Raw genomic sequence first — 23245 nt, 5'->3', positions numbered from 1 at the left:
TCTGATTATAGTTCAATATTTAAACATAAAAGAGATTGCGTTTTGAATGGAGCGATACTCAATAGACCGCTTACCAGGTTCATTGCGGAAGGGAAGTCAGGGGCTAATAGATTGTTCCTGTAACCTAAGTAGCGCTTTTTACTCAGCGCTACACGATTCGTTACATAACCAATTCCACTATTTTGTTTAGCTGATCCGAGAAATCAACTTGTGGATGTGTCGTTTCTAACGATGTCTTAGGTTTCGGCTCCAGCTGGGGAACAGGTTTCGCTTTTTGCATCATTTGAATAGTCGATAGTTGCTTCTCAAACTCCAAAAGCTCAGATGGGTTAGTAATCCGCATAACATACATTCCACCTTTTTTCTCTTCCTCATCAATTTTCTCATTGAGAAATGCAACTTGTTGTTTTAGCGACTCTACTTGGTCTCCTGTTTGTTGATATAATTTACCAAGCTGAGCAGCCAATACACTCTGTTTATTTTTAATATCCAGCCCCAATGCATCGCTCAAATCTCGTTCCGGTCTTCTGAGCAATTCATTAAAATCCAAACGCCAATCTTCCATATCTTCTGGAGTAAAGACATAGCTTGCTACATAAGAAGTAATACTACCCCAAGTAGTTTTTGGCTTCATTCCTTCAACTATCCGCTCATGCAAATCCCTAAATCCAATTCTTAACATGATATCCTGAATTTTATCGATTTCTTCTGCTTGTAAATCAGGAAACTTAAATGTTTTGATTAACTCTCTATCGAGAAAACTACTGCGGACTTTTTCAGAAAAAGAGCTTAAATCTTTAGGCATTTGATCTGCGACCCATTCTTTTAAAACCAGAATTTCATTGACCTGAACCTGAAATTGCTTAGGAAACTGCTCCGCATCCGGTTTAATTTTCGCTCCAAACTTAAGCAGAGGTAATTGCTCTTTTATCAATCGGTCCCACGTTAATAGTTGCTCATTAGCTTGGACTAGTCTTAATTCCAAAGCTTTTCGTTCTTCGATTAGCACGTGAGCGCGTGAATTATATTGTGTAAAATTATGGAATAAAGGATGTGAACCAGCACCTTCGATTACCAAATCAAAATAATCACTAAAGCCATTATGCCCTTCTTTGAGCTTGACCTCTTTGACATCAAATCCATTTAACCCATTAAGTTTTTCTTTAAGATGATCCGCTTTGCGTGTTAAAAACTTGCTTGTATTAAGTAATTCTTTATGGTCCTCGCTAAACCGTCCACAAAGATTGCGAACCTCTCCTCGCAGACGAATGACAAACTCTTGCAACTTAGAACCTTTTCTCGCCAACTCTTCTACTTTATTCGCGAGAAAGTAATGCATTTCATAAAAACCATAAATCGTGTTGTTTTCAGCTTGCATGACACTTAATGCGTTTTTAATCGCATTCCATTCCTTATTTTTTTGTAAACGAGGCTCTTCCTTCTCAACATTTTGAATTGAACAATCCAATTTTCCTTTCATCACTTCATACAGAGACTCTTCTTTACAATCATGTATGAAATCAGCATCCAGTTCATTTTCATTTGAACTCATCGCCACTAATCCATCCAGAGTAGCCAAAGTTTCTTTTATTAATGTATGTGTGTTCTTATGGAGGCCAAAAGAGAATATCCATAAACCCTCCAGCTGCGCTTCATGTTTTGTCAATACTTTATACAAATTCTTAATTGCAATTTGCCTATCAGGAAGTGTTTTAGCACCTTTTAAAATGTGAGTGGCATTCAATATGGCATCCGCAGCAACAGTAACAGCGGAACGCTCAAGGAAATATCCCAAGCCGCGATGTTCTTTCATTGCCCAAGATAGAGTACTTTCCAAATCGTCAACAATTTCTACTGCCACTTGATCCAAATAGATTGTTTTTAAATCCAGCAACTCGCTTGTTTCTTCAAGACCGGCTTGTTGATACACCCTTAACAGTTCTTGAATTATTGGTTGCAGGGCGTATTTTTCAGCAAATCGATCTTCAGGCAGATAATTCGTATAATCAACTAAAAGATCAACAAGAATATCTAAATTCGTTGCACGCTCAATTTGCTTAACCAATAATGATCGTGTGGTTTTATTTAAATAAGAATTATTTTTTATAATACGACTAATGTCTGCAGCAAATAATTTTACTTGACTTTTAACAAAAGCATTGCGATAGGCTTCTACATTACCATCAGCAAACCGCAGCATCGCTCCGTTTACTTCCAATCCAGATTCAACATAACGACGCGTCTTTTTCTTCTGAGCAAACATCTCTTTTTTGCTTTCATGTTCTGCCAATCGATGAAGCTGCAATTGCTCACTCAATGACACTCCTTCCAGGTAATGGCAACGCAACGCATTGACTGAGTCTTCTGCAATGAAAGGCATAACCTTTTCTTTAAGAAACACACGTTGCTGATCCCAAATCATATTTACAGCAATTTCATACGCAGCTACAGCTTCATCCAGTGCTCCAGTTTGTAATTCTTTATTTGCATTACGATTACGACGCACATAAGGATTGGGATATTTTTTTTGGGGATCAGAATGTTCAAGACATTCAGTCCATTGTTCGCTCAAAGCAAGAGTTAAATCATCTCTTTGGGCCAATAACTCGGCATCCAATGTTCTCCATTCAGATTTTGGATAAACAAGATGCAAAAATTCTTTCCATTCCTGGAATTGCTGTAGAACAACTTGTTGTACACTAGAAATCGTTTGAATGTAATAACGCTCAACTGCAATGTCCTCATTTCGTTGTCTTTTTAGCTTTGCTAATTTAGCAAGCATGTTCTCCCGGCCTTCCTCGGACTGATAAAAACAAGATTGCGACAAAAATGCTCCATACTCTTCATAAATTACAATGTGCCTGCCTGGCTTATCCTCTCCTGCAATATGATTCATGATTTGCAGTGTGTCTTGAGGAGTATCCATTTCAGTCTGAATCGTCAAAAGCCCTCTAGAATGCTTTGTATCAAAAGAGGATTTTCGTCCGAGTGTTGAGGTAACAATAGTTATCGTATTGTCCTTACCAGACTGATTCTTTACCCAGTTTTCATGTAACTGGCCGGCATCTTTAAATGCGGCAATATTTTTTTCAGTAAACTGTGTTTTTAGTTTCCCTTCAAGGAATTCTACTTCATGGGCGTCTCGAGCAAGAATGACAATAGGCTGTCCATTTCTTGCTTGCTTGATAGCTTCATTAAGCGCGTGCAAATGAACTTCTTTATTTGCAGTTTCTTTTGCAGCTGCTTCTTTACGTTTATTTTTTTGATGAAGTGGTATTTGACACGCAACATTCATATCAAACTTGCTGCATTGTTCAACTAAACCATCTTGTCTTTCTAAAGCTCTAGAAATACTAACAATACGTCCTTGCTTTTTATAGTCATCAATGAGCTCTTTAGTTGAAACAGAATCAACAAAACGCATCTCTGGAGCAATAGCGAATTCCCAATCGGGGTATGCTTTTTGTAACCGAGCATGCAAAAATTGATGCTCCATAAAGGTTAAACCGCTTTGGTGCGTTTTTTGATTTATGGGAATAGCAAAATGCTGTGCTGTATCAGAAGGCGGAATAACAAAATCTTCGCCTTCAACGAAACGTTGAGCAGCTATAGCTGAATTAATCCATAAACTAAACTTATCCTTTGATAAGGCGTTTAACTGTGCCTTATGCAAACCTGTTGGCGCATACTCATATAAAAATTCTTTTAATTGGTCTATATCCTGATCCACGCTCCAACCGTTAGTCAAATGAAGAATTTTAAATTGTTGCTGATTAATAAATTCATTCACTAAGAAATAAATCCATGCATAAGGATTATTGTCGCTACCCTCATTACCCTCGGCTCTAATAGCAAGATTAAATAAAATCCTTTCATCTAATTCTGAAAAATCAGATCCATAAAGAATTAAATTACTTGATACACGATGACCAGCCTTGTAAGCGGTTAAGTTTTCATTCTCAGCTTTGGCCCGAGAACGATATAATGCCAAGTCACCTATAGTGGAATAGTTTATCCCGCCCACTTTATAGGTTCCTTTGGGAGCCCCTATCTCAATACTACTTGAAGCAATACCCAGAGAGGTAAAAAAATCTTTGGCATGATCTTTATAACTTTGAGCCATCAAATCACGGCTGGGAGCACACACATCAATGGTCCCGCCATCAGCATCAACCCATTGCATTACTGCAAATAATGCAGCTGCAATACTGTTCTTTTCCTCATTATCAATTTCCAACAACATATTGCTTTGCTGATTTTTTAATGACATTAAAATGGCAATAAGCTGTGTGGCGTCAACAAACTTTCCTGTAGCCCGGGAATATTGCTCCCGCAACACAGCAAGCAATCTTAATTGGGCTTTTAGCTTCTCATGAGCCTCAAGATCCGGTTTTCTAAGTGCAGCAATCAATGTATCTGATAATTCACGCAACTCAACGCGGCTGACTTTAGTTAAATTTTTATAGACTTTAATTTGTTTCGTCGTTGGATCATCGCCCACAACTAGAGTTAGAGGTTTATCTCTTCCTATCGCATTGATGTAGGTAACTTGTTGGGCTAAATCATATTGTTCCTGGCTACTTAAAGAAATTCCTGCAAAAATATCTTTAATGTTGGTAATGACTTGTTTCACTTGTGAGCTCTCAAATTGCTCATCAAGAACTTGTTCAGAGTCTTTTAGAACGATATCAAATGCATTTTTTTGCGAGGAACGCCCAGATTTTGGATCTTTATCAAATGCATCAACATAAGCCCTAAGATCCTGAACGTACCCATTTAATATTTTGATAAATGGCTCTATCTCGGGGTAAGGCGGATAATCAAATAATGTTGTAATTTCCTGTAGATATTGTTGATTTAATTCAAGCCCTGCCAGTACATCCAAGAGTTGATGAATATTTTCCTCAGTTGCACGCTCACCCAATATAAGCAATATTTTTGCCCAATTATTTAAGTCTGAATCTTCTGTGGCTTCCAATTTATCGACTGTGTTGTAAAAGCGAGTCAACTCAGCCTTGCTGCCTTTGGTACATGTTTTTATTAATAAAGTGAGTAATGGGACCAATGACTGTACTGAGGTTTTGGTCCGGGTAATAGAGGTGATTTTATCAATCACTTTTTGGAGTATTTCCGCATCAACATCTGGATCTGCTTTTTTTATAACATGAATTAGCGCATTGAATAAAGTTTCGGAATGTTTTGCGTCTGCATCCGTTAGGGGCTTCAATCCCATCATTCCTTTTAATGGAAATAAGGATTTCTGGGTTAAATTCTGAGTGAATGAATAACGTAATAAGTTTTCATACACCTCTTGTCCAAGATCTTCCCGGTATTTTGTTAGATAAGTAACCTCGCTCAAAGCATCACGTAACTGCTGCGCTGTATATTGTGGCGTTTCGTTTAATATTTTGCATAAAATAGCTAAGGGAGAGGCGACTAAACATGTTTTTCCTTGGCTCAAAGCATCCAGCAAATTCGTCATTTGCACTGCAGTTAAAAAAGACTTTTCAGGTGCTATGGACTTAATTCCATCAGTTAATAATGAAATACAACGGTGAAACTCAATGTTGTTTTGGTTTTTAATGCGCGTTAAGGAATTAATTAAGCCATTTACTACATCCAATTGCAGCCCATATGCCTGGAGTGATTCATCTATGGGTTGATCCGTATTTAATCCTTTAATTTGCTTCAATAGAAAATTATCAAAATCCTGATTTGTTTGTAATGGCTTTAAAGCGGCAATTAAGCTGGATTGAGCATTCGCCTTGATTTTAGATTTCAACACCGCCAAGTAGGATTTCTTTGTAAAAAATTCAGCCCCCAATGCTTGAGTCATTTGTATTTTTTCTTGAGGAAATCCGGATAAAGTCCAAGCAAACCATCTACTACCCAATAAATTTTTAACTTCCTGTTCTTCTTCAGCCAAGAACTCAAAGACTATTCTGGGGTTGATTGGTTGCTTTTTCAAATAATACAGTACCACTTGATGAGCATCCATCCAGGGTTGCAAATATCCTTTTAGTTTTTCTGGTAAATTCGCAAGCTTACTTTCGAGTTGCCATTCCTCATAACTTTGTCTCAGCACACTAAAAAGAGTAATCTCTGTTTCGTTAACTGCCTCTTTCCCTACTTTTAGATTCGGTAATTCAGCACGAACAATTTCAAGAATACCTGCTTTTTGATTTTCAACAATTGGCAGTGCACCTAATTTCTCTTCTGCCTTTGCCACCGAATCAACCGTTTTTATCAGTTGTTCCAGCGAAGGCAGTCGATAGGAAGCTTCTATATTAATCTCAGCGAGAATGGATAATAACTGTCCCCTACGTTCGGGCAGCATGTGATATACAGCTTGTGCCAGATTTTTTATTTTTGTCTCAAATTCACTATCTTCTTGCTCATTTCCGGTACCTTCTGGTATTTCATCGTCAAATAATGAAAAGAGTACCATGAACTGAGAAAGTGACTCGGGTTGATCGTGAAAAAGAGCAGGCAGAAATTGATTCAGTTTAGAAGGAGTAACCAAATGGTTTAACAAAGTTGGAAAAGAAAACTTCTGAATAGGAACCGTTTTTGTCTGCTCTATCGCAAAGCGTCTTTGATAATTATCAATAATTATTGATGCAGCATTGTTGTACTCTCCCATGAATTTCAAAGCAAGCGAACTCATCTCCAGGAAGTCTTGACGTGCTACATCTGGGACTTTTGCTTTTTGCATGGGCAATAAGATATCAATAAGCTGATGCAACTCATCTGCAGTGGGCATTGATTCCCAACGACATTGCTCCAGGGATCCCAAAAAAGCAAGAAGTACTGTCGACAACTGACTGTTTAAGTGTTCATCAAAGTCCTCGGTTATTGTAATGAATTGATTCAGCAAATTCTTAACCTGGGCATAGGGATCTTCGGTTTTAGAGCAAGCCTGTTGTCCTGTAGCTATCAAAGCAACAATACTGAGTAATAATATTTTATTCTGCTTATTCAGCTTTTGATTGTTACTAATTTCATGTTCGATTTTTTGATATACATCCAGTGTAAATGCCCATTCCTGCTCTCCGATAAAACGATAAAACCGGGATATAACCTCCCCATATGAATCATCCAAACGCGTTAACCAAGCACGCATTTCATTCGGCATCGCAGGGGCCGCATAATCAAGGGCCTCTTCATGGACGTTGGGCTTTAAATTCATGTGCCTTGATAATAACTTATACCTGTTATACCGACTGGCATAGTAAGCGCCATAAACATCAAAATCCAATCCATCGAGACACGTAAGTTGTTCTTCTGGATCACTGCTGTTGTTTATGATAAACAGTAAGCGATCTAATGCGGGCTTCATATGTCTAATATTTTTTAAAGCACAGGATAAAGGTAATTTCAGTTTCTTGTTTTCCAGCTGTCTCAGAAAATAATCATAAGCAGCAAATAACTCATTAAACTCGGTACGGGCACCTGCTGCTTTATGTTGCGCCACTAAAGAATTCCACCAGGCTCTCTGTTCACTATTTAATTCACTCAACTTTTTAAGGTTTGCAAAACCTTGAGTTGACATGAGCGCGAGATAATTTTCCGGTTTATCCAGAAACATTTCATTAAAATCTTTAAAAAGATTCTTTTCATGGAAGGTCTTAAGTTGTTGTAACAAAAGTAAAACACCATCGGCTCCAGTATGAATTAGCACTTGAGCCAGACCACGATAGTTGAGATCAGATAAGGGTAAAGTCTGTAATAATCTTTTTATCCGCTTCAATTTTAGCGCATCATTTTCTGTCAACTCTGACAGGAAAAAAACAACAGCTTCTTGACGACGTTCCGGCGTGCACTTTCTACTCAATAGATCACTAAACTCAGCTTTATAACGTTCCACATTTTCAGAATTTCTTTTCAAGAATTGGCGGTACGAGCCAACAATATTGCGGCCATTCGCTGGAGAAAGTTCAGGGACGAGCGTAAGAGGGGTTATTTGTTCGGGATGTTGATGTTCTGGCGCTTCACTAAAGCACAATACGTTTTTGCCATCCAGAGTTTGTTGTAAATAAAATCCTGCAGGTAAATTTTCAAAAAGCACGCCGTAAGAAAACTCAGGAAAATTTCGGATAATTTTCTCCATGGCAGCCACCTGCACATGGGTAATTTTCCTATCCAGTGCTTTAACTTGATTGGCCCCCTTACCTACCAGCCTATCCCAGATGGAAAGTAGCAGTTTATCTGATATGGCCAGTTGGCTGCCTGGATTCAATTGTTTTTTTAGAAAACTCAGCCACCTCTTACTATCTAAACTGGCACGATCAACTAATTCGCCCAAGTCTTCCGAGCGTATTTTTTCTGCTTCAACAACAGCACCGACAACAGGTTCCTCTTTTCGTTTTCTCAGAGTTGCCTTTTGGAATCGCGGTTGAGGGTGTTCCTGTTGGGATTGAATCTGATATTGCAATTGTAGACTAATGCTAGGGCCTTTTGTCCCCTCCATCCAATTCTTTTTTGTTTTGCGTATTGTATTGGCGGGGGGTTGAAAAGAAATGGGTAATCCAGGCAACTCCACCTGATGTTGGAATGCAAGAGAAAATTTTTGTCGTTTAGCCATTAGATAGACATTATCGAAAGGCAATTGATATTGCCCCTGCTGGGGAGAAAATTTGAATTTATAAAGTCTGGGACGCTCTGGTTTTAAAAGAAATTCAGTCAATTCATTGAATTCTTCCTGGAGTAATCCATCACACCCCAAAGACAGAGTAACTTCTTCAGAAACCAACTTATCTTGCTCGAAGGTGGTTTCCAAATAGGTGAGAAAATCCTTGATATTATTAAAATTATCTTTGCCCACAGCGATTCTCATACAACCATGTCCCCCAAATAAATCCTAGAAAAAGGAATTGGGGCCGCAGCGAGCAAACCAAAGGTGCTGAAGATGTTGGATTTTTTTGAATTTTTTCGCGAAAGCAATAGCAATACTACGGTGAGTGAAAAAATTCAAAAAAATCCGGCAGATTCGGTACCTTTAGCTTGCGCAGTAGGCTTCAACTGCTTTTTTCTAGGATAATAATACTAAGACTTTATTATCCAAATAGTGCGCAAATATATCACATTTTTAATGAATAAAATATGAAAGATAGCTCATAGTGACTTGAAAATTTGATTAAAAAACCTCTAAAACGGCATTTAAAAGCTGCTGGGTATATGCTTCTTTAGGATTTTTAAAAAGGGATTCACAACTTCCAAATTCAACACCTACCCCATTCTTCATGACGAGCACTTCATCAGCAATATAGGAGACTACTCCCATATTATGAGTAATAAATAAATAAGAAATACCTGTTTCCTGCTGTAATTCCTTTAATAAATTGAGGATTTGTGCCTGCACAGAAACATCTAACGCACTGGTTGGTTCATCACAAATCAAAACATCCGGATCTGTGGCCAAAGCGCGCGCAATGCAAATTCGTTGTCTTTGGCCACCGGAAAATTGATGCGGATAACGCTGCAAACTATTACCAGGTAAGTTAACCTGATTTAACAACTCCTTTTGCCTTATGTTAATTATGGAACGTTTCATTCCTTGGGCATGCATGCCCTCGGCTATTATTTCTCCTACTGTCATTCGTGGATTCATAGATGAAAAAGGATCTTGGAAAATAATTTGAACTTTTTTTCTGTATTCCCTTAATGAACGTCCTTTTAATGCCAGCACATCGTTTTCTTTATAATGGATTTCGCCACCAGAAATAGGCAATAAACGCAACAGAGCACGACTGGCCGTAGTTTTTCCGCATCCTGACTCGCCTACTAAAGCTAAGGTTTTTCCTTGCTGCAAACGAAAGGAAAGGCCATCAACTGCTTTAAAAATAACTTTATTACGACTGAATATTCCTTTTTTCTGGATAAACCCAACAGATAAATTATTCACTGTGAGTATTGTTTTTGTTTCAGAAGATGCAATATTCCAGGCTATTTTATTTTTTTGTAAAGGAGGTAGTTCATCTAAATCAGGATATAAATGACATCGGACCAGTTGACTATTTTGTTCTTGTAATTGCGGCTCCTCTATGGGACAACGCTCAAATGCATACATACACCGTGGGTGAAAACGACATCCCGAAGGCATTTCTTCCAAAGAGGGTACAAATCCACGAATTACGGACAACCGTTCTTCACGTTTTGCGAAAGAAGGCACAGAAGCCAACAACTGCTGTACGTAGGGATGTTGCTTTACTCGTGAAAAAAAATCATCTACAGAAGATTGCGCCACTACTTGCCCTGCATACATCACACACACTCGGGATGCCATAGCCCTAAGCACTCCTAGATCATGCGTAATGAGCAGTAAACTCATTTGATGGTTTTTTTGTACTTTTTTGAGTAGTGCAAGGATTTGAGCCTGGATTGTAACATCCAAAGCTGTGGTGGGTTCATCAGCAACTAAAACATCAGGTTTACAAGCCAAAGCCATAGCAATGACGACGCGTTGTTTCTGTCCGCCGGACAATTGATGGGGGTATTGATGGATTTTAACTTCTGGCTGAGGCATTTCTACTTCAAGCAGTAAAGATAATAATGCCTCGTGCAATTCCTTCTTAGTAAAGGAGGCGTTACATTTTACCAAAGCTTCTGTTAACTGTTCTCCTATAGTCATCACCGGATTGAGTGCCGTCATTGGCTCTTGAAAAATCATTGCAATTTTGCGGCCTCTCAATTGCCGCATCATCTGTTCCGGTAAATCCAGAATGTCTTGTCCATCCATATGAATGACACTATCAATTCCATAAACACCGGACCTGGGTAATAAACGCATTAACGCCAAAGAAGTTAAGGATTTACCACAGCCTGACTCCCCCAATAAAACCAATGTTTCACCAGGATGTAAATTAAAACTGACCTCATCCAAAGCAGATACCGTTTTTTGGTGATTTTGAAAAGCTACGGATAATTGATGAATTTCAACACTATTTTTTTGCATATGTTTCTGTTTCGCTTGATGAAGCACCACATAATCCAGGAAAGCGGCTTTATTCATTTCCCAGATTAGGTTCTGTTCCCTTTACTACTATCTTGGCCAAACTACCCTGATTTTCTGCGTTCCGATGCTCACATACTCCATGTATGCTGCGCTTCGGTACTCAAAAATCAGACCATTTTTACTCAAGCTAGCGAAATGGAAACAGGACCTAGACGGCCCAAATCCAGGGTTCAGTTACGACGTTCCGATCTTCTTCCGCTTGCAGAGCAGGGGATCTTTATAATAGATTTACAAAAGGAATATTCGTCTTTGGTCTACTGTATCATAATATATGGTAAAATAAAGCTAACTTTTATTTGAGAAATACCCATGTCAGAAAACTATACTGCCCAAGCAATTGAAGTCTTAAGTGGACTGGAACCTGTTCAGCGGCGCCCCGGCATGTATACCGATACGACGCGCCCTAACCATCTGGCACAAGAGGTGGTTGATAACAGCGTGGATGAAGTATTGGCAGGCTTTGCAAGCAATATACGTGTCACACTTCATGAGGATGGTTCTATTGAAGTAGAAGATGATGGTCGCGGTATGCCAGTCGATTTACATCCACAATTAGGCTTAAGTGGTGTTGAAGTCATTATGACTCGCTTACATGCTGGAGGTAAATTTTCTGATAAAAATTACAGCTTTTCTGGTGGATTACATGGAGTCGGTGTTTCTGTAGTAAATGCCCTTTCTGAGCGTCTTGATGTCACAATTAAACGCAATGGAATTATTTATCAAATGTCTTTCGCCAATGGCGATAAATTGTGCGAATTAAATGAAGCCGGCCTTACTAAAAAAAGGGATACAGGTACAATTATCCGCTTTTGGCCCAATGCCAAGTATTTTGATACCACCCGTATTTCAGTAAAACATCTTACTCATGTGCTTAGAGCAAAAGCCGTGCTTTGCACTGGTTTGGCCATGACTTTTGTCAATAAGACAAGTAATGAAGAAATGCATTGGTGTTATGAGCAAGGACTTATTGATTATTTAAATCAATCATTACCCGATGGAGAGTACTTGCCTGAAGAACCCTTTACAGGCGAATTCAAAAGCGATGAAGCAACTGTTGACTGGGCTTTGGTTTGGTCTAATGGTGCAAACAGCAGTTTTAATGAAAGTTATGTGAATTTAATTCCAACTGTTCAGGGGGGTACTCACGTCAATGGTTTACGATCCGGTTTATTTGATGCCATGGCGGAATTTTGTGAACTAAGAAATCTACTGCCCCGAGGAGTAAAACTTACCGCAGATGATCTGTGGGAGCCCTGCCAGTATGTATTATCAGTTAAAATGAAAGAACCTCAATTCGCAGGCCAAACTAAAGAACGCTTAAGTTCCCGTCAAATTTCAGCCTTTGTCAGTAATGTGGTTAAAGATGCTTTTGCATTGTGGCTCAATCAACACCGCAACCAAGGTGAAGCGATTGCTTCTTTGGCAATTGACCGTGCACAAAAACGTTTAAGACAAGCAAAACAAGTAGCACGCAAGCGGGTAAGTCAAGGACCCGCTCTCCCAGGTAAATTGGCTGACTGCTTACTTACTGACTTAAGCCAAGCTGAATTATTTTTAGTAGAAGGCGATTCGGCAGGCGGCTCAGCAAAACAAGCACGTAATAAAGACTTTCAAGCAATTTTGCCCTTGCGCGGAAAAATTCTTAATTCCTGGGAAGTGGATTCATCACAAGTCTTGGCATCCCAGGAAATTCATGATATTTCCGTAGCCATTGGGGTAGATCCTGGTTCTTCTGATCTAAGTGGGCTTCGTTACGGTAAGATATGCATTCTCGCGGATGCAGACTCCGATGGAGCACACATTGCAACATTGATTTGTGCCTTATTTTTACGCCATTTTAAACCCCTGGTTCTATCAGGACATGTATTTGTTGCCATGCCCCCACTTTATCGAATTGATGCAGGCAAAGACGTTTATTATGCTCTGGATGATGAAGAGAAAAATCGCATCCTCAACCACTTGGCACAAACAACCCGAGCTAAAGCAAATGTTCAACGCTTCAAAGGCTTGGGTGAAATGAATCCTATCCAATTACGTGAAACAACCATGGATCCCAACACCAGACGCTTGATTCAATTAACCATGGATGATGAAGAAGGAGCTGAAGCAATTATGGATATGATGTTAAATAAAAAAAGAGCAAGCGACAGAAAAGTCTGGTTGGAGTCTAAAGGAAATTTAGCTGAAATTTAATTTTTCCTAGGCATAATTCCTATTAGTAGCCTTGGTGTCTGAGAAATCGGCAGCAAAGCAATACAAAAAGATATTAAAGTGCATAGGCCAATTTTTTGTTAAAGAACAAAGAATTTCAGGAAGAAAGCTTCTTTTGCTGTTATTAACTGTTCAATTTCTATGGTTGACTCAATAACCCCATGAGTCATTGTAATTTTCTTTTTATCTGCTACTATTTCGCCGCCTTAATAATCATTCATTACGCAGAGACTGCAAAATGCCCTTAACCACCCAAATCAGAACCTCCTCTAACCAACCAGTTAATTATAGGATTCATAAATTCTCAGGAGAGACATTACTTGGTCCACGCACAGAGGTGAGGGTTTTTGTAAATGGCAAAGAGATTGGTTATATGAAGTATTCTATCCAGGAAAATTGCCTTTATATCCATCGTATGGATAATTATACGATTAATTCTGATGCTCCATATAAATATGTTGGTTCTCTTTTGTTTGAATATGCCTTTCACAAGAGTATCCAAGCTGGTAAAGATGGTCGTATCGAGCTAGATGCTATTGATAATTCACCAGCCGCCTATTTTCATATGGGACTAAGGAAAAAAGGAACCGGGGCTATGTGGTTACACAAAAAAATATCTGAATATCAAATTACTAAATCACCCGCTATAAAACGTGAAATTGAAAAAGATTCTTTTTACCAGTCCTTAAAAATAGATGCTGAGACATTTGCCAGGAAAAAGGGTTTAACATCACTTTCTTTTGAAGAGATATTGAAATATGGTGATTACAGTGCCCAGAATGATGAGTTTGCTAACAGAATTGCCAATGCTAAATCTTCCGGTAAAAAACTAACCAATTTGGACTCATTACAATGTTACATGCATGGCCTCATGTATCTACCTCCTGAGATCATAGCCGCCAAAAAATTAGAACTATGCCAATTTAAGCCCATTGGGAGTAATACGTTTTTTAGCAAAGACTGTGCTCGCGCCAGAGTAAAAAACTCCACACTCATTGAACTGGTCAATAGCGGAAAACTCGACTCATCTAATGCCGTGGAAATTGATGCAAAACTATCAGACAATCCCAAACTTCAACCATTAGTCAACCTGCTCGTGTCACCTCGTGGCTTAAAAATGATGAAAAAAAACTACATCTCAGGTTGGTTTGCAATAATCTACTTTAATAAGAGTTCACTGGAGCATATTATATCCGCCAATGGTTTAAAGTTGTTTGAAAATAACTACATTAATTCCATGAGGCAATTAACTAATCTTCATCCTTCATACTATCCAAAATTGTTTAGTGATAGCGGATTGAAAGCCTTTGAAAGTGGAGAATTATTGATGTCTGAGGCAGGCTATTTAAAAGATGCCCAAGAAGAATTTTTAGATAATAGTCAATTTGAATTGTTACTTGAACGTGTTGCAGCAAAGGATAGTATTTTTCACCCAGTTGCCAATAATTATTCATAACCACCTTTTCTCTAAGACTTTTACTTGTTTGAAATTAGGATTAAAACTCATTCTCAAATTGATTTTACAAACTGCATACTGCATAACAGATCCGCATAATATTTTGGGAAATACTATGCGATCATAAACCTCATGCAGTCAATAAACCACGCTCCAAACTCCCCTATATGAGCAATAAATAATAGCTACCACTTGAACAATGGGATTAAGTTAGAATAATCATCCGTCCATAAAAACTGCTCGTCACTGGTATTAAAGTGCCAATGAGTCCCTTTCATAATTTGAAAAGCCAGATTTTCATTAGAAGTCAAAAAAGCCCACTGAGAATCAAACTGACCTAATGACAGAAGGCCTTTATTATTTAAATAAAGCACCTTCAACGCCAAAGACCTACCAGCAGCATTGATCACAGCGAATAATTTCATATGCCGATTACTTAAATGAATCAATATGCCCCCGTCTTCGGTAATTTTTTGTTGATATAAAGTAAATGCTTCAAGAGTTAATAAATGTACAGGAATTGCATCTGAGCTAAAGGCATCAATGACTAATAAGTTTTGGGAATGATCCGGTAATTGTTCTACAGCCAATCGTCCATCATTTTTTATAATGGAGACACGTGGCGCACAATTATGTAAGTAAGTAAATAATTGGGGATTTTTTGCGAGATCAATGACCTGATTATCAATCTCAATTACTTTAATCTGATCTTCTTTTCGAAATTGACAGATCATAGTACCAATACCTAAGCCTATAATTGTTACGGATAAAGAACTCCATTTTTGTTGCATGGCATCCACCAGGGGTTTAACCGCTCCATAATAGGAAGTCAGTCCAGTAGGTTTTTTCTCTCCTGAAGCCTGCAATCCATGCACTGTAGACTGATTGATCAGGACATGTGTTCCCTGTTTATTTATTACTTTTTTTACCCCATAAAAATTGCGTACCTGGATTAAAATTGAGTCATTTTGCAAGAGTGGTGAAAAAATAAACCCAAATAAAATGAATAACGATAAAATCAAACTGGTTTTACTTTCTTGCCAGATAACGATAACAATTAATGCCAAAATAGCGCAGATCTGAAAGGATGAAAAACCTCCAGGCCAATAAATACCGCGAAGAGTGTAATGAAGAAGCATAAGAGCCAGGACAACTACAGGAACCCACCAGCCATACTTTCTTGGGACTTGAGGTAAAGCAAAAAGACTTAGGAGGATTGCCAAAGGATATTCATAAATCTGGTTGAACCAACGGGGTGCTAAAATTCCATTGAACACCCCCGCCATTACCCCCCCAAGAGCCAAACAAAAATAAAATAAAGTAAGAGACTGGGGTTTAGGCCTGCTGAAAAATAACTGACTATGGCAAAGCAATGCTAATCCGAAGAAACTCAACAAATGAAACAAGATACCTTGCCAAGCCTTTATTTGTCCTGCATTTAAAATAAAGCCAATAATTGGAAAAATGAGAAAAAATACACTATTTCGTGCTATCCAGGGAAATGAAATTAGGGGTTTGTTAGTAAACACAAGCACAAAAGTAAGCAGATACAAAGCCAAAGGCAATACCCAAAATAAAGGGGTTGCTGCGATATCTGTAGTAATATACAAAGTCACTCCCAGCATTAAACTGCATGGAACAAAACTAAAAAAAATCCAATACAGTATTTTCTGCCAAGACCAGACTGCAGCGAATTCATTTTGTTTTTCAAGCGGCTGATAACGATTAGCAATGAGAATAAAAAACAACAGAACTACATAGACTACATAACCTATGTTCCATAAATAAAATTGATTTTTTAACCCTATAAAACGTTCTATTACCCAAGGATAAAGTAATAAAGACAAGAGACTACCCAAATTAGAAGCAGCATATAAAAAGTAAGGATCTGTGGCGCCTTTTTCTTTAGTCTGGCTGTACGCAAACTGCAATAAAGGTGCTGAAGCACCAATAACAAGTAAGGGCAATCCCAATTGGGTGAATAAATTAGATAAAATGCTCCATTCAGGAGATTCATGAAGGATCAAGGGTTGAAATACAAGCGGTAAAGTAATAAAACTCAAAAAAACAAATGCGGCGTGCATCATTCGCCATACACTTGGTTTATTAAAAAAACCAAGCACCACGGCATATCCATAAGCAATCAGCAATACAACCTGAAAAAAAAGCATGCATACGGTCCAAACTGCCGGTGTTCCACCATAAACAGGTAATAAAGATTTAGCAACCATAGGTTGAATGCTAAATAAAAGAATGGCGCTTAAGAACAAACTAATAGGAAATAAAAAACGCACTAAGCATCCTTGGCTAGAAAACTCCACCTATAAAAATCCATTGTAAGATTACCAAAACGGTTATTCAACTTATTGTGGCAAGGTCTGTTAAAAGATGTAAGCAAAGGTTATATTTACCGTTATTTTCCATTATTTTCGGGAGTAGCTATGGATGGTTTTCCTAATGTAAGTGTAAATAGTTATGAACAAATAAGAGATACTATCAAAACGGGAGATCTCCTATTTGCTTCGGGAAACTCCTTAATGTCTACTATGATTAAAGGGGCAACAAACAGCGTGTGGAGTCATGTTGCATTTATTGTGCGCCTGGAATCCATTGATCGAATCATGATTATGGAAAGTGTTGAAACCCTTGGGGTACGTACAGTGCCCTTAAGCAGTTATGTACGTAATTATAATGGAAGCGGTCAGGGATATCCTGGAAGGTTAATGCTGGCTCGTCATCAGGATTTCCCTACAGACTCTCTTGCAAATCTCTCAAAACAAGCAGTTGATTTACTTGGATATCCTTATGATACTGAGGAAATACTCAAAATTGCTGCGCGAATAGGAATGAGTGCTTTTGGTTTTGACAAAACAAGTCCCGAGGTTATCTCACAACATGCATTCATTTGTTCTGAATATGTCTTCATTTGTTATAAATCCATTGGTATTACAATAAACTACAATCCAAAAGGCTTTATTGCACCGGCAGATTTTGCGAGTTCACCCAAAGTGAAACCCATGTCGTATATTGTATCGTAACCGCTCACACTATTGAAATAATTAGCAAGTAGATTGGATCAAAATGATCTGAGTGATCGTCAGTTTTGAGAAACCCCCACTAAATTTTTCGCCTACCTACCGCGCTTAATTTCTTCGTCTACGTACCGCGCTTTATGCGCGGTATCCAGGGGATCTTGCTCTAGAAATGCTCAGCGGCATCTTAAAATATCGTTCTGGATACCGCGCATAAAGCGCGGTACGTAGGAAAGCAGTACGTAGAGAAACTTAAGTGGTACATAATAAATTTAAAAAACTGACGATCGTTCAGGCATAAAACACGGTATGTAGGCGAAAAAATTAGTGGATGTTTCTTATCAAAAAACTGACGATACCTCAGGTCAAAATGACCCAATCTTGCAACTCTCCAAGGAAGACTAAAAGCCAAAGCGCGCACAGCGAATGTAAATTAAAAAAGAACACAGCTGAGAGTGTCATTCCCGCGTAGGCGGGAATCTATCCATCATATTAATTCATTACTTTGTTTGTGAGATGGATTCCCGCCTGCGCGGGAATGACTGGGATTTAGATCAAAATGTATTGTTACTATTAATATTGATTATTAGAAATTCTTGTGTATAAAAAAATGCAAGACAGTTGCACACCATTTATCAATAAGCGAGAACAGAGTTACATTGTATCATTACACTGATCTATCTTGATTCATTCTTATTGGATGACTCGCCAATTCGTTTAAAATCTTTTTCGCCAAAAATGGCCGAGCTAAATAGATAATATTTAAATTCCAACAAATTATTGCTGGGATCTTTCAAAAAAAAGGATAGATGTTCAATTCGACTTCCACTAAATCGTGTTTTCAATGGAATTTCAAAAGAAACCTGCTCCCTTTTAATTTTTGTCAAAAAAGCCTCAAACTCATGTCGCTCGAGAAAAATTAAGCCGAAATGTCTTGGGTAAATACCTTCTTGTGAAGGAAGGATGGTATCCACTTTATGTGCCACAATTTGATGATTGTCGAATTCTAAAATCAGTGCATGCTCCGATTCACGTCCTAATGAAAAACCCAATTTATGGTGATAGAAATCTTTTGCGAGAGCAAGATCATGCACTGGGAATGCGAGATGAAATAAAGTATTCATGAATTTAATTTCTTAATCGTTTTTTGTTTTTTCCATATTCCATTCTTCTGAGCCATACATACTCCTTGTATTGGTCTATTCTATAAGAATAGCAAAAGCAGGCACGCTGGAGATATAAAATTTATATTAATTAAGAAATAAGTATGTAAGAATATTTACTTTATTTAATCCAATTTCAATATAAAATGCTTTTAAACACTATTTTTGATTATATTATTCATATTGATGTTTATCTAAATGCCATTGTTTCAAACTATGGATTTTGGACTTATTTGCTTTTATTTGCAGTGATTTTCTGCGAAACCGGACTTGTTGTGACCCCTTTTTTACCGGGAGACTCGTTACTTTTTGCTGCAGGCAGTATCGCAGCGCAACCTGGGAACCCATTAAATATTTCAATTTTGTTGCTGCTGCTTTTTCTTGCCTCAGTTTTGGGAAATCAAATCAATTTCTTGATTGGTCGTTTACTAGGTCCTCGTATTTTTTCTACCGATAAATCCTGGCTGCTTAATAGAAAACACTTAGAGGAAACCCATGCATTTTATGAAAAACATGGAGGTAAAACGATAATTTTTGCACGTTTTCTTCCAATCATACGTACTTTTGCACCTTTTGTTGCAGGTATAGGGACAATGCGAATTGTTCATTTCTCATTATACAATTTGATTAGTGCCTTAATATGGATCGTCAGCTTGTTGAGCTTAGGTTATTTTCTCGGCTCCATTCCATTAGTCAAAGAAAATTTCACTGTAGTAATTTACGGGATCATTTTTATTTCAATATTACCCCCCCTTCTTGCTTTATTAAGTCGAAAACGAGCCTACTCAGATGAATAAATGCCGCCTTACTTCATAAGGTATTTGTGACTCTTAGTAGAACGTCAGATTTGCGCTGAGGTTGAACGAACAAAATATGGCGTTCCAGCGTGGACGCTTACAAAGAAATTACCAGTTCATCAGGAATTAACTCCTCTTGAAACTCCTCTAAAAGTACTGAATAATTTTTAGAAACATATTTTAAATCTTTTTTATGATGCGGGTCATTTGCAGCTAATAACCCTTGTAATAACATAGTCCTGAATGAATGAGGATGAGTATTGCCGTTTTTACTATCTTCTAGAAAATCCATTAACATATTCTTGGCCTGCTCAAGGTCTTCAACTAAGGAAAGCTGTTCATCAAACTTACTGGCTCTTGTCCTCCCGGATGCGCCATGTCTGTGAAAAAGTGAAAAAATAATTCCATCACTATAGGTACAATATGCTATTACTGCTCGATGGACTATATGAATTAATCGATTTAATTCTTTTTGATCTTCCTTTGAACTCATTGACGTTAAAGGTATCTCATCACTGTGATTAAAAAGAGTTTGGTTATAAATAGAGTATTGAGGCTGTCTCTTCATTACTTGAGGTTGAGTTTTCTTTTGCGTACCTACTTCTGTTTTTTGGAAATTTTGATCTTGGATAGGTGATTTTTTTGTAACAGTATCTTTTTTAAGTGGCTTAGGTTCTGTTTCTAACTCAATTATTTTCTTACTGCTTAAACCGGGTAGCGAACTGACCTCAAGGAGTTTAGTGGGCTTTGCTAAAGCTTTTGACATTTTTTTAACTATTGTCGCTTTTGTAGTCCAATGGATGTTACTCTCGTTATATAAGGTAATCACAGGGTAAGAAGGTTTATCACGTCCATTCACCTTACCGACTACATGGAGATTTACATGAAGTTGATCTGCAATTTCTTTCAAGTCATAATGAGTTGCCCATCTTCCTTTTTCTTTAATCTTTTCAACGCCTTTTAAAATAACTGAATCCGGATTTGCTTTCCTGTCCACTACTACGTCTTTTAGTAATGCCTCTTTGACATGAGTATTTTGTATTCTTTTTGCTTCCTTCTCGCTTTTATCTGTTATCAGTGGTACTAGCGATTGAGCAGTTTCTATTGCCAACTCCTGGACTTCACGAGAAAAAGCTAATTCGTTAAACTGGCTTATCTTGGCAAGTGAATCGCCTTTTCCTAAGAAAAAATCTACCAATTCCATGAACTTACAAAATATTGGAGTGGCTTCAATATTGGCTCGCCCATCTTTTAATACGGCTTCTGTTATTATTCTGTTAATGGGTTCGTCTTTATAGATATTACAGGCAATAGTTCGTAAAGACATTTGTAACTTGAACAGGAGCTCTTGGAGTTCTTTCCTATAATTTCCACGTGAATGATATAATTCATTTAAATCAATGCCAAGAATCTCTTGAAAACTGATGTGATAACGACTTTGGATCTTCCATTGATCATAAGTTTTGCTTGTTCCGGTAAGTGCATGCTCTTTTTGAATAATATCGATTAAACCTATAGCAAAAGCATAAAATCCGCAATCACCACCACCTGGATTATCGATTATCCTTTCTTGCACTTCCACAGTAAGAGTATCATCGGAGACTTCGGAGCTCGGATAAGTCATGGATGGTCCCTTGTCCATTTCAATTTTGGTTCCAGACATTGATATGCTCCCCGGTTGCACTTTATAGAATTTGACCTCTTCGGAAACTCTACTGTAGCGACGTCTTGCTTCGTCGATACGGTGCTCGAATCCTCATGTACTTGCTTGCGTGTACACTCCAGTTTTGCGACGCTCCATGTCTCCTCGCAACTCCCCTCTCCAGCGAGTTTCCAAAGAGGTCTAAAACAAAAATGTTCACATATTATGCTACGAGAGAATTTAACTCGCAATAGGAAGTATTTATTTGAAAAAAGCAACTAATCGGCAATCAATAATTGCGATAGCATACCATTTTGAATCCAACCTTTGAGAAAAGAAGCAGCCTTCATCCCCACCTCTTCCGGCTTTATCCACTGACAAAGCCCTTCGCAAAGTGCACCAAAAGACAGTCTTTGTGTTAAGTTGTCTAAAGCCCAACCTTCTTCATCAGACAAGCTATAAAATTGAATTATATATTCTGGTGAGCGCCATAAAACCCAGGATGTAGGTATTGAGTTTTGTTGCAATTCCGGAAGCTCTCGTTCGTGAGTTAAAGCCTGCCAAAGAGGAATTGTATTTCCCAAATAATTGGCTCGCTGCAGTGATGGGTGGAGAACAAATTGAAGATTGGGCCAAGCCTCAGGTGGAATAACTGCCATATCCTCAACTCGTACTATCTGTTCATCAGCAGCATCAAATGCCAAACCCATTTTCCACTCAAAATCAGCAAGCTCATATAAATACGGATATTGTGGATAATTATGTTTAATGAAATCTGGTAATAAATCACCAAACCAACGAATGGATCGATAATAAGAAGGATGAGCATCAAGGTAATAAGTTGCTAACTTATTAAATTCTTCAGTTCCTAAATAAGCATACAACGCCGGGAAATTAGTACTCAAACTTTCAATAAGCCGAAGTTTATAAGCATCACGATAAATGCCTAAACGAATATCCACTGATACCAAATCGGTTTGTACTATAGATCCATGAATCGCAGCGTGCCCTGATAATAAAAATTTTTGAAACTGATCTTGTAACTGAGAAAGCGTGATCATACAAATACCTCTTCAACCAATATTGATTCCGCAATTCGCCGTGCGCGATTGATTTCTGCGAGCAACTCTGAGAAAGGAGGCATATTGTCATCCCGTTCAATCATAGATGATATTGGTCCCAAACGTTGTAATGCTGCAGCGTAAAGATCCCAAACAGGTTGAATTACTGGTGCATCATGCGTATCAATAATGTAATTTCCATGATTTGAATGACCAGCTAAATGAATTTGGGCTACACGCTCAGCGGGCATGGCCATAATATAATCTATAGGATTAAACTGATGATTTACAGAACTCACATAAATATTATTTATGTCTAATAAAATATAACAATCCGCTTGTTTTACAATTTCCTGGATAAACTCCCATTCAGTCATTTCAGATTGTTTGTAAGTAAGATAACTGGAAACATTTTCAATTAAAATGGGACGTCCTAAAAAATCCTGTACTTGCTGAATTCGTGATGCAATGTGGTTTACAGTTTCACGTGTATAGGGAACGGGTAACAAATCATGGGCATTAATGCCGTTAACCCCAGTCCAGCATAAATGATCAGAAACCCATACTGGCTCGACACGAGCGACCAAAGCGTTTAACTGATTTAAATAGTCTCGATCTAGAGCATCTGTGCTTCCTAATGAAAGAGACACCCCATGCATCACTACAGGATAGTGGGCTCGTATTTGATCAAGATAATAAAGTGGTTTGCCGCCTGGAACCATGTAATTTTCGGTGAGTATCTCCAACCAATCCAAGTTGGGTTTTTGTTCTAAGATTTCTTCATAATAATCAGGTCGTAATCCCAATCCAAAACCTAAAAAAGGCATTTTTTCAGTTACTTTATACTTTGGGATATCCATATTCAGTCC

11 protein-coding genes are annotated in these 23245 nt (G+C 38.1%); 4 read left to right on the top strand and 7 right to left on the bottom strand.

The genetic code is table 11. The features are described 5' to 3' along the window. Positions 1-160: 160 nt before the first annotated feature. Together LXO92_RS07030 and LXO92_RS07025 are read right to left on the bottom strand one after the other, a co-directional pair. Positions 161-8836, bottom strand: a complete 8676-nt coding sequence (locus LXO92_RS07030) for a hypothetical protein (RefSeq protein ID WP_232890681.1) — start codon at positions 8834-8836, stop codon at positions 161-163. A gap of 300 nt (positions 8837-9136) precedes the next feature. Beyond that, entirely contained in the window at positions 9137-10954 is a 1818-nt protein-coding gene (locus LXO92_RS07025) for an ABC transporter ATP-binding protein (RefSeq protein WP_182352764.1), read from the bottom strand. Positions 10955-11323: 369 nt separating this feature from the next. Between LXO92_RS07025 and parE the strand changes: the two genes are divergently transcribed. Both parE and LXO92_RS07015 read left to right on the top strand, forming a co-directional pair. Continuing rightward, a complete protein-coding gene (gene parE / locus LXO92_RS07020; RefSeq protein ID WP_182351956.1) occupies positions 11324-13207 on the top strand; it encodes a DNA topoisomerase IV subunit B in 1884 nt (627 codons plus the stop codon). Between the two features lie 391 nt (positions 13208-13598). Continuing rightward, the gene (locus tag LXO92_RS07015) at positions 13599-14681 is read left to right on the top strand and encodes a hypothetical protein (protein ID WP_232890680.1); all 1083 of its coding nucleotides are present in this window, start codon (positions 13599-13601) and stop codon (positions 14679-14681) included. Between the two features lie 185 nt (positions 14682-14866). On the opposite strand, the gene LXO92_RS07010 is transcribed toward LXO92_RS07015, so the two are convergent. Then, entirely contained in the window at positions 14867-16975 is a 2109-nt protein-coding gene (locus tag LXO92_RS07010; RefSeq protein ID WP_232890679.1) for a spermidine synthase, read from the bottom strand. Between the two features lie 147 nt (positions 16976-17122). On the opposite strand from LXO92_RS07010, the gene LXO92_RS07005 reads away from it, so the two are divergent. Next, positions 17123-17719 (top strand): YiiX/YebB-like N1pC/P60 family cysteine hydrolase, encoded by a 597-nt coding sequence (locus LXO92_RS07005; RefSeq protein WP_182351953.1) that lies wholly within the window; start codon positions 17123-17125, stop codon positions 17717-17719. Positions 17720-18390: 671 nt separating this feature from the next. Here the strand turns inward: LXO92_RS07005 and LXO92_RS07000 are convergent. Then, complete coding sequence (locus LXO92_RS07000) at positions 18391-18837, bottom strand: VOC family protein (RefSeq protein WP_182351952.1); 447 nt, start codon at positions 18835-18837, stop codon at positions 18391-18393. Between the two features lie 185 nt (positions 18838-19022). Here LXO92_RS07000 and LXO92_RS06995 point away from each other — a divergent pair, with 185 nt between their 5' ends. Further along, positions 19023-19673, top strand: coding sequence for a DedA family protein (locus LXO92_RS06995; protein ID WP_182351951.1), 651 nt, complete (start codon positions 19023-19025; stop codon positions 19671-19673). A gap of 97 nt (positions 19674-19770) precedes the next feature. Here the strand turns inward: LXO92_RS06995 and LXO92_RS06990 are convergent, their stop codons facing one another. The 3 genes from LXO92_RS06990 to bufB all read right to left on the bottom strand — a co-directional run bounded on the left by LXO92_RS06990 (position 19771) and on the right by bufB (position 23236). Then, positions 19771-21336, bottom strand: a complete 1566-nt coding sequence (locus LXO92_RS06990) for a hypothetical protein (RefSeq protein WP_182351950.1) — start codon at positions 21334-21336, stop codon at positions 19771-19773. Positions 21337-21593: 257 nt separating this feature from the next. Then, a complete protein-coding gene (locus LXO92_RS06985) occupies positions 21594-22376 on the bottom strand; it encodes an HvfC/BufC N-terminal domain-containing protein (RefSeq protein ID WP_182351949.1) in 783 nt (260 codons plus the stop codon). Then, positions 22373-23236 (bottom strand): MNIO family bufferin maturase, encoded by an 864-nt coding sequence (gene bufB, locus LXO92_RS06980; protein WP_182352763.1) that lies wholly within the window; start codon positions 23234-23236, stop codon positions 22373-22375. Before bufB ends, LXO92_RS06985 begins: the two co-directional genes overlap by 4 nt. Positions 23237-23245: the final 9 nt, after the last annotated feature.

It is taken from the genome of Legionella resiliens, from assembly GCF_021344005.1.
In the GTDB taxonomy this organism is placed as follows: domain Bacteria; phylum Pseudomonadota; class Gammaproteobacteria; order Legionellales; family Legionellaceae; genus Legionella; species Legionella resiliens.
This window is presented reverse-complemented; position numbering and strand designations above follow the sequence as displayed.

What these genes read in the sequence shown, in the direction of transcription:
- bufB (WP_182352763.1), bottom strand. Translation starts at nt 23,236, where the DNA reads ATGGATATCCCAAAGTATAAAGTAACTGAAAAAATGCCTTTTTTAGGT.
- parE (WP_182351956.1), top strand. Translation starts at nt 11,324, where the DNA reads ATGTCAGAAAACTATACTGCCCAAGCAATTGAAGTCTTAAGTGGACTG.
- LXO92_RS06985 (WP_182351949.1), bottom strand. Translation starts at nt 22,376, where the DNA reads ATGATCACGCTTTCTCAGTTACAAGATCAGTTTCAAAAATTTTTATTA.
- LXO92_RS07030 (WP_232890681.1), bottom strand. Translation starts at nt 8,836, where the DNA reads ATGAGAATCGCTGTGGGCAAAGATAATTTTAATAATATCAAGGATTTT.
- LXO92_RS06990 (WP_182351950.1), bottom strand. Translation starts at nt 21,336, where the DNA reads ATGTCTGGAACCAAAATTGAAATGGACAAGGGACCATCCATGACTTAT.
- LXO92_RS07005 (WP_182351953.1), top strand. Translation starts at nt 17,123, where the DNA reads ATGGATGGTTTTCCTAATGTAAGTGTAAATAGTTATGAACAAATAAGA.
- LXO92_RS07000 (WP_182351952.1), bottom strand. Translation starts at nt 18,837, where the DNA reads ATGAATACTTTATTTCATCTCGCATTCCCAGTGCATGATCTTGCTCTC.
- LXO92_RS07025 (WP_182352764.1), bottom strand. Translation starts at nt 10,954, where the DNA reads ATGCAAAAAAATAGTGTTGAAATTCATCAATTATCCGTAGCTTTTCAA.
- LXO92_RS07015 (WP_232890680.1), top strand. Translation starts at nt 13,599, where the DNA reads ATGAAGTATTCTATCCAGGAAAATTGCCTTTATATCCATCGTATGGAT.
- LXO92_RS06995 (WP_182351951.1), top strand. Translation starts at nt 19,023, where the DNA reads ATGCTTTTAAACACTATTTTTGATTATATTATTCATATTGATGTTTAT.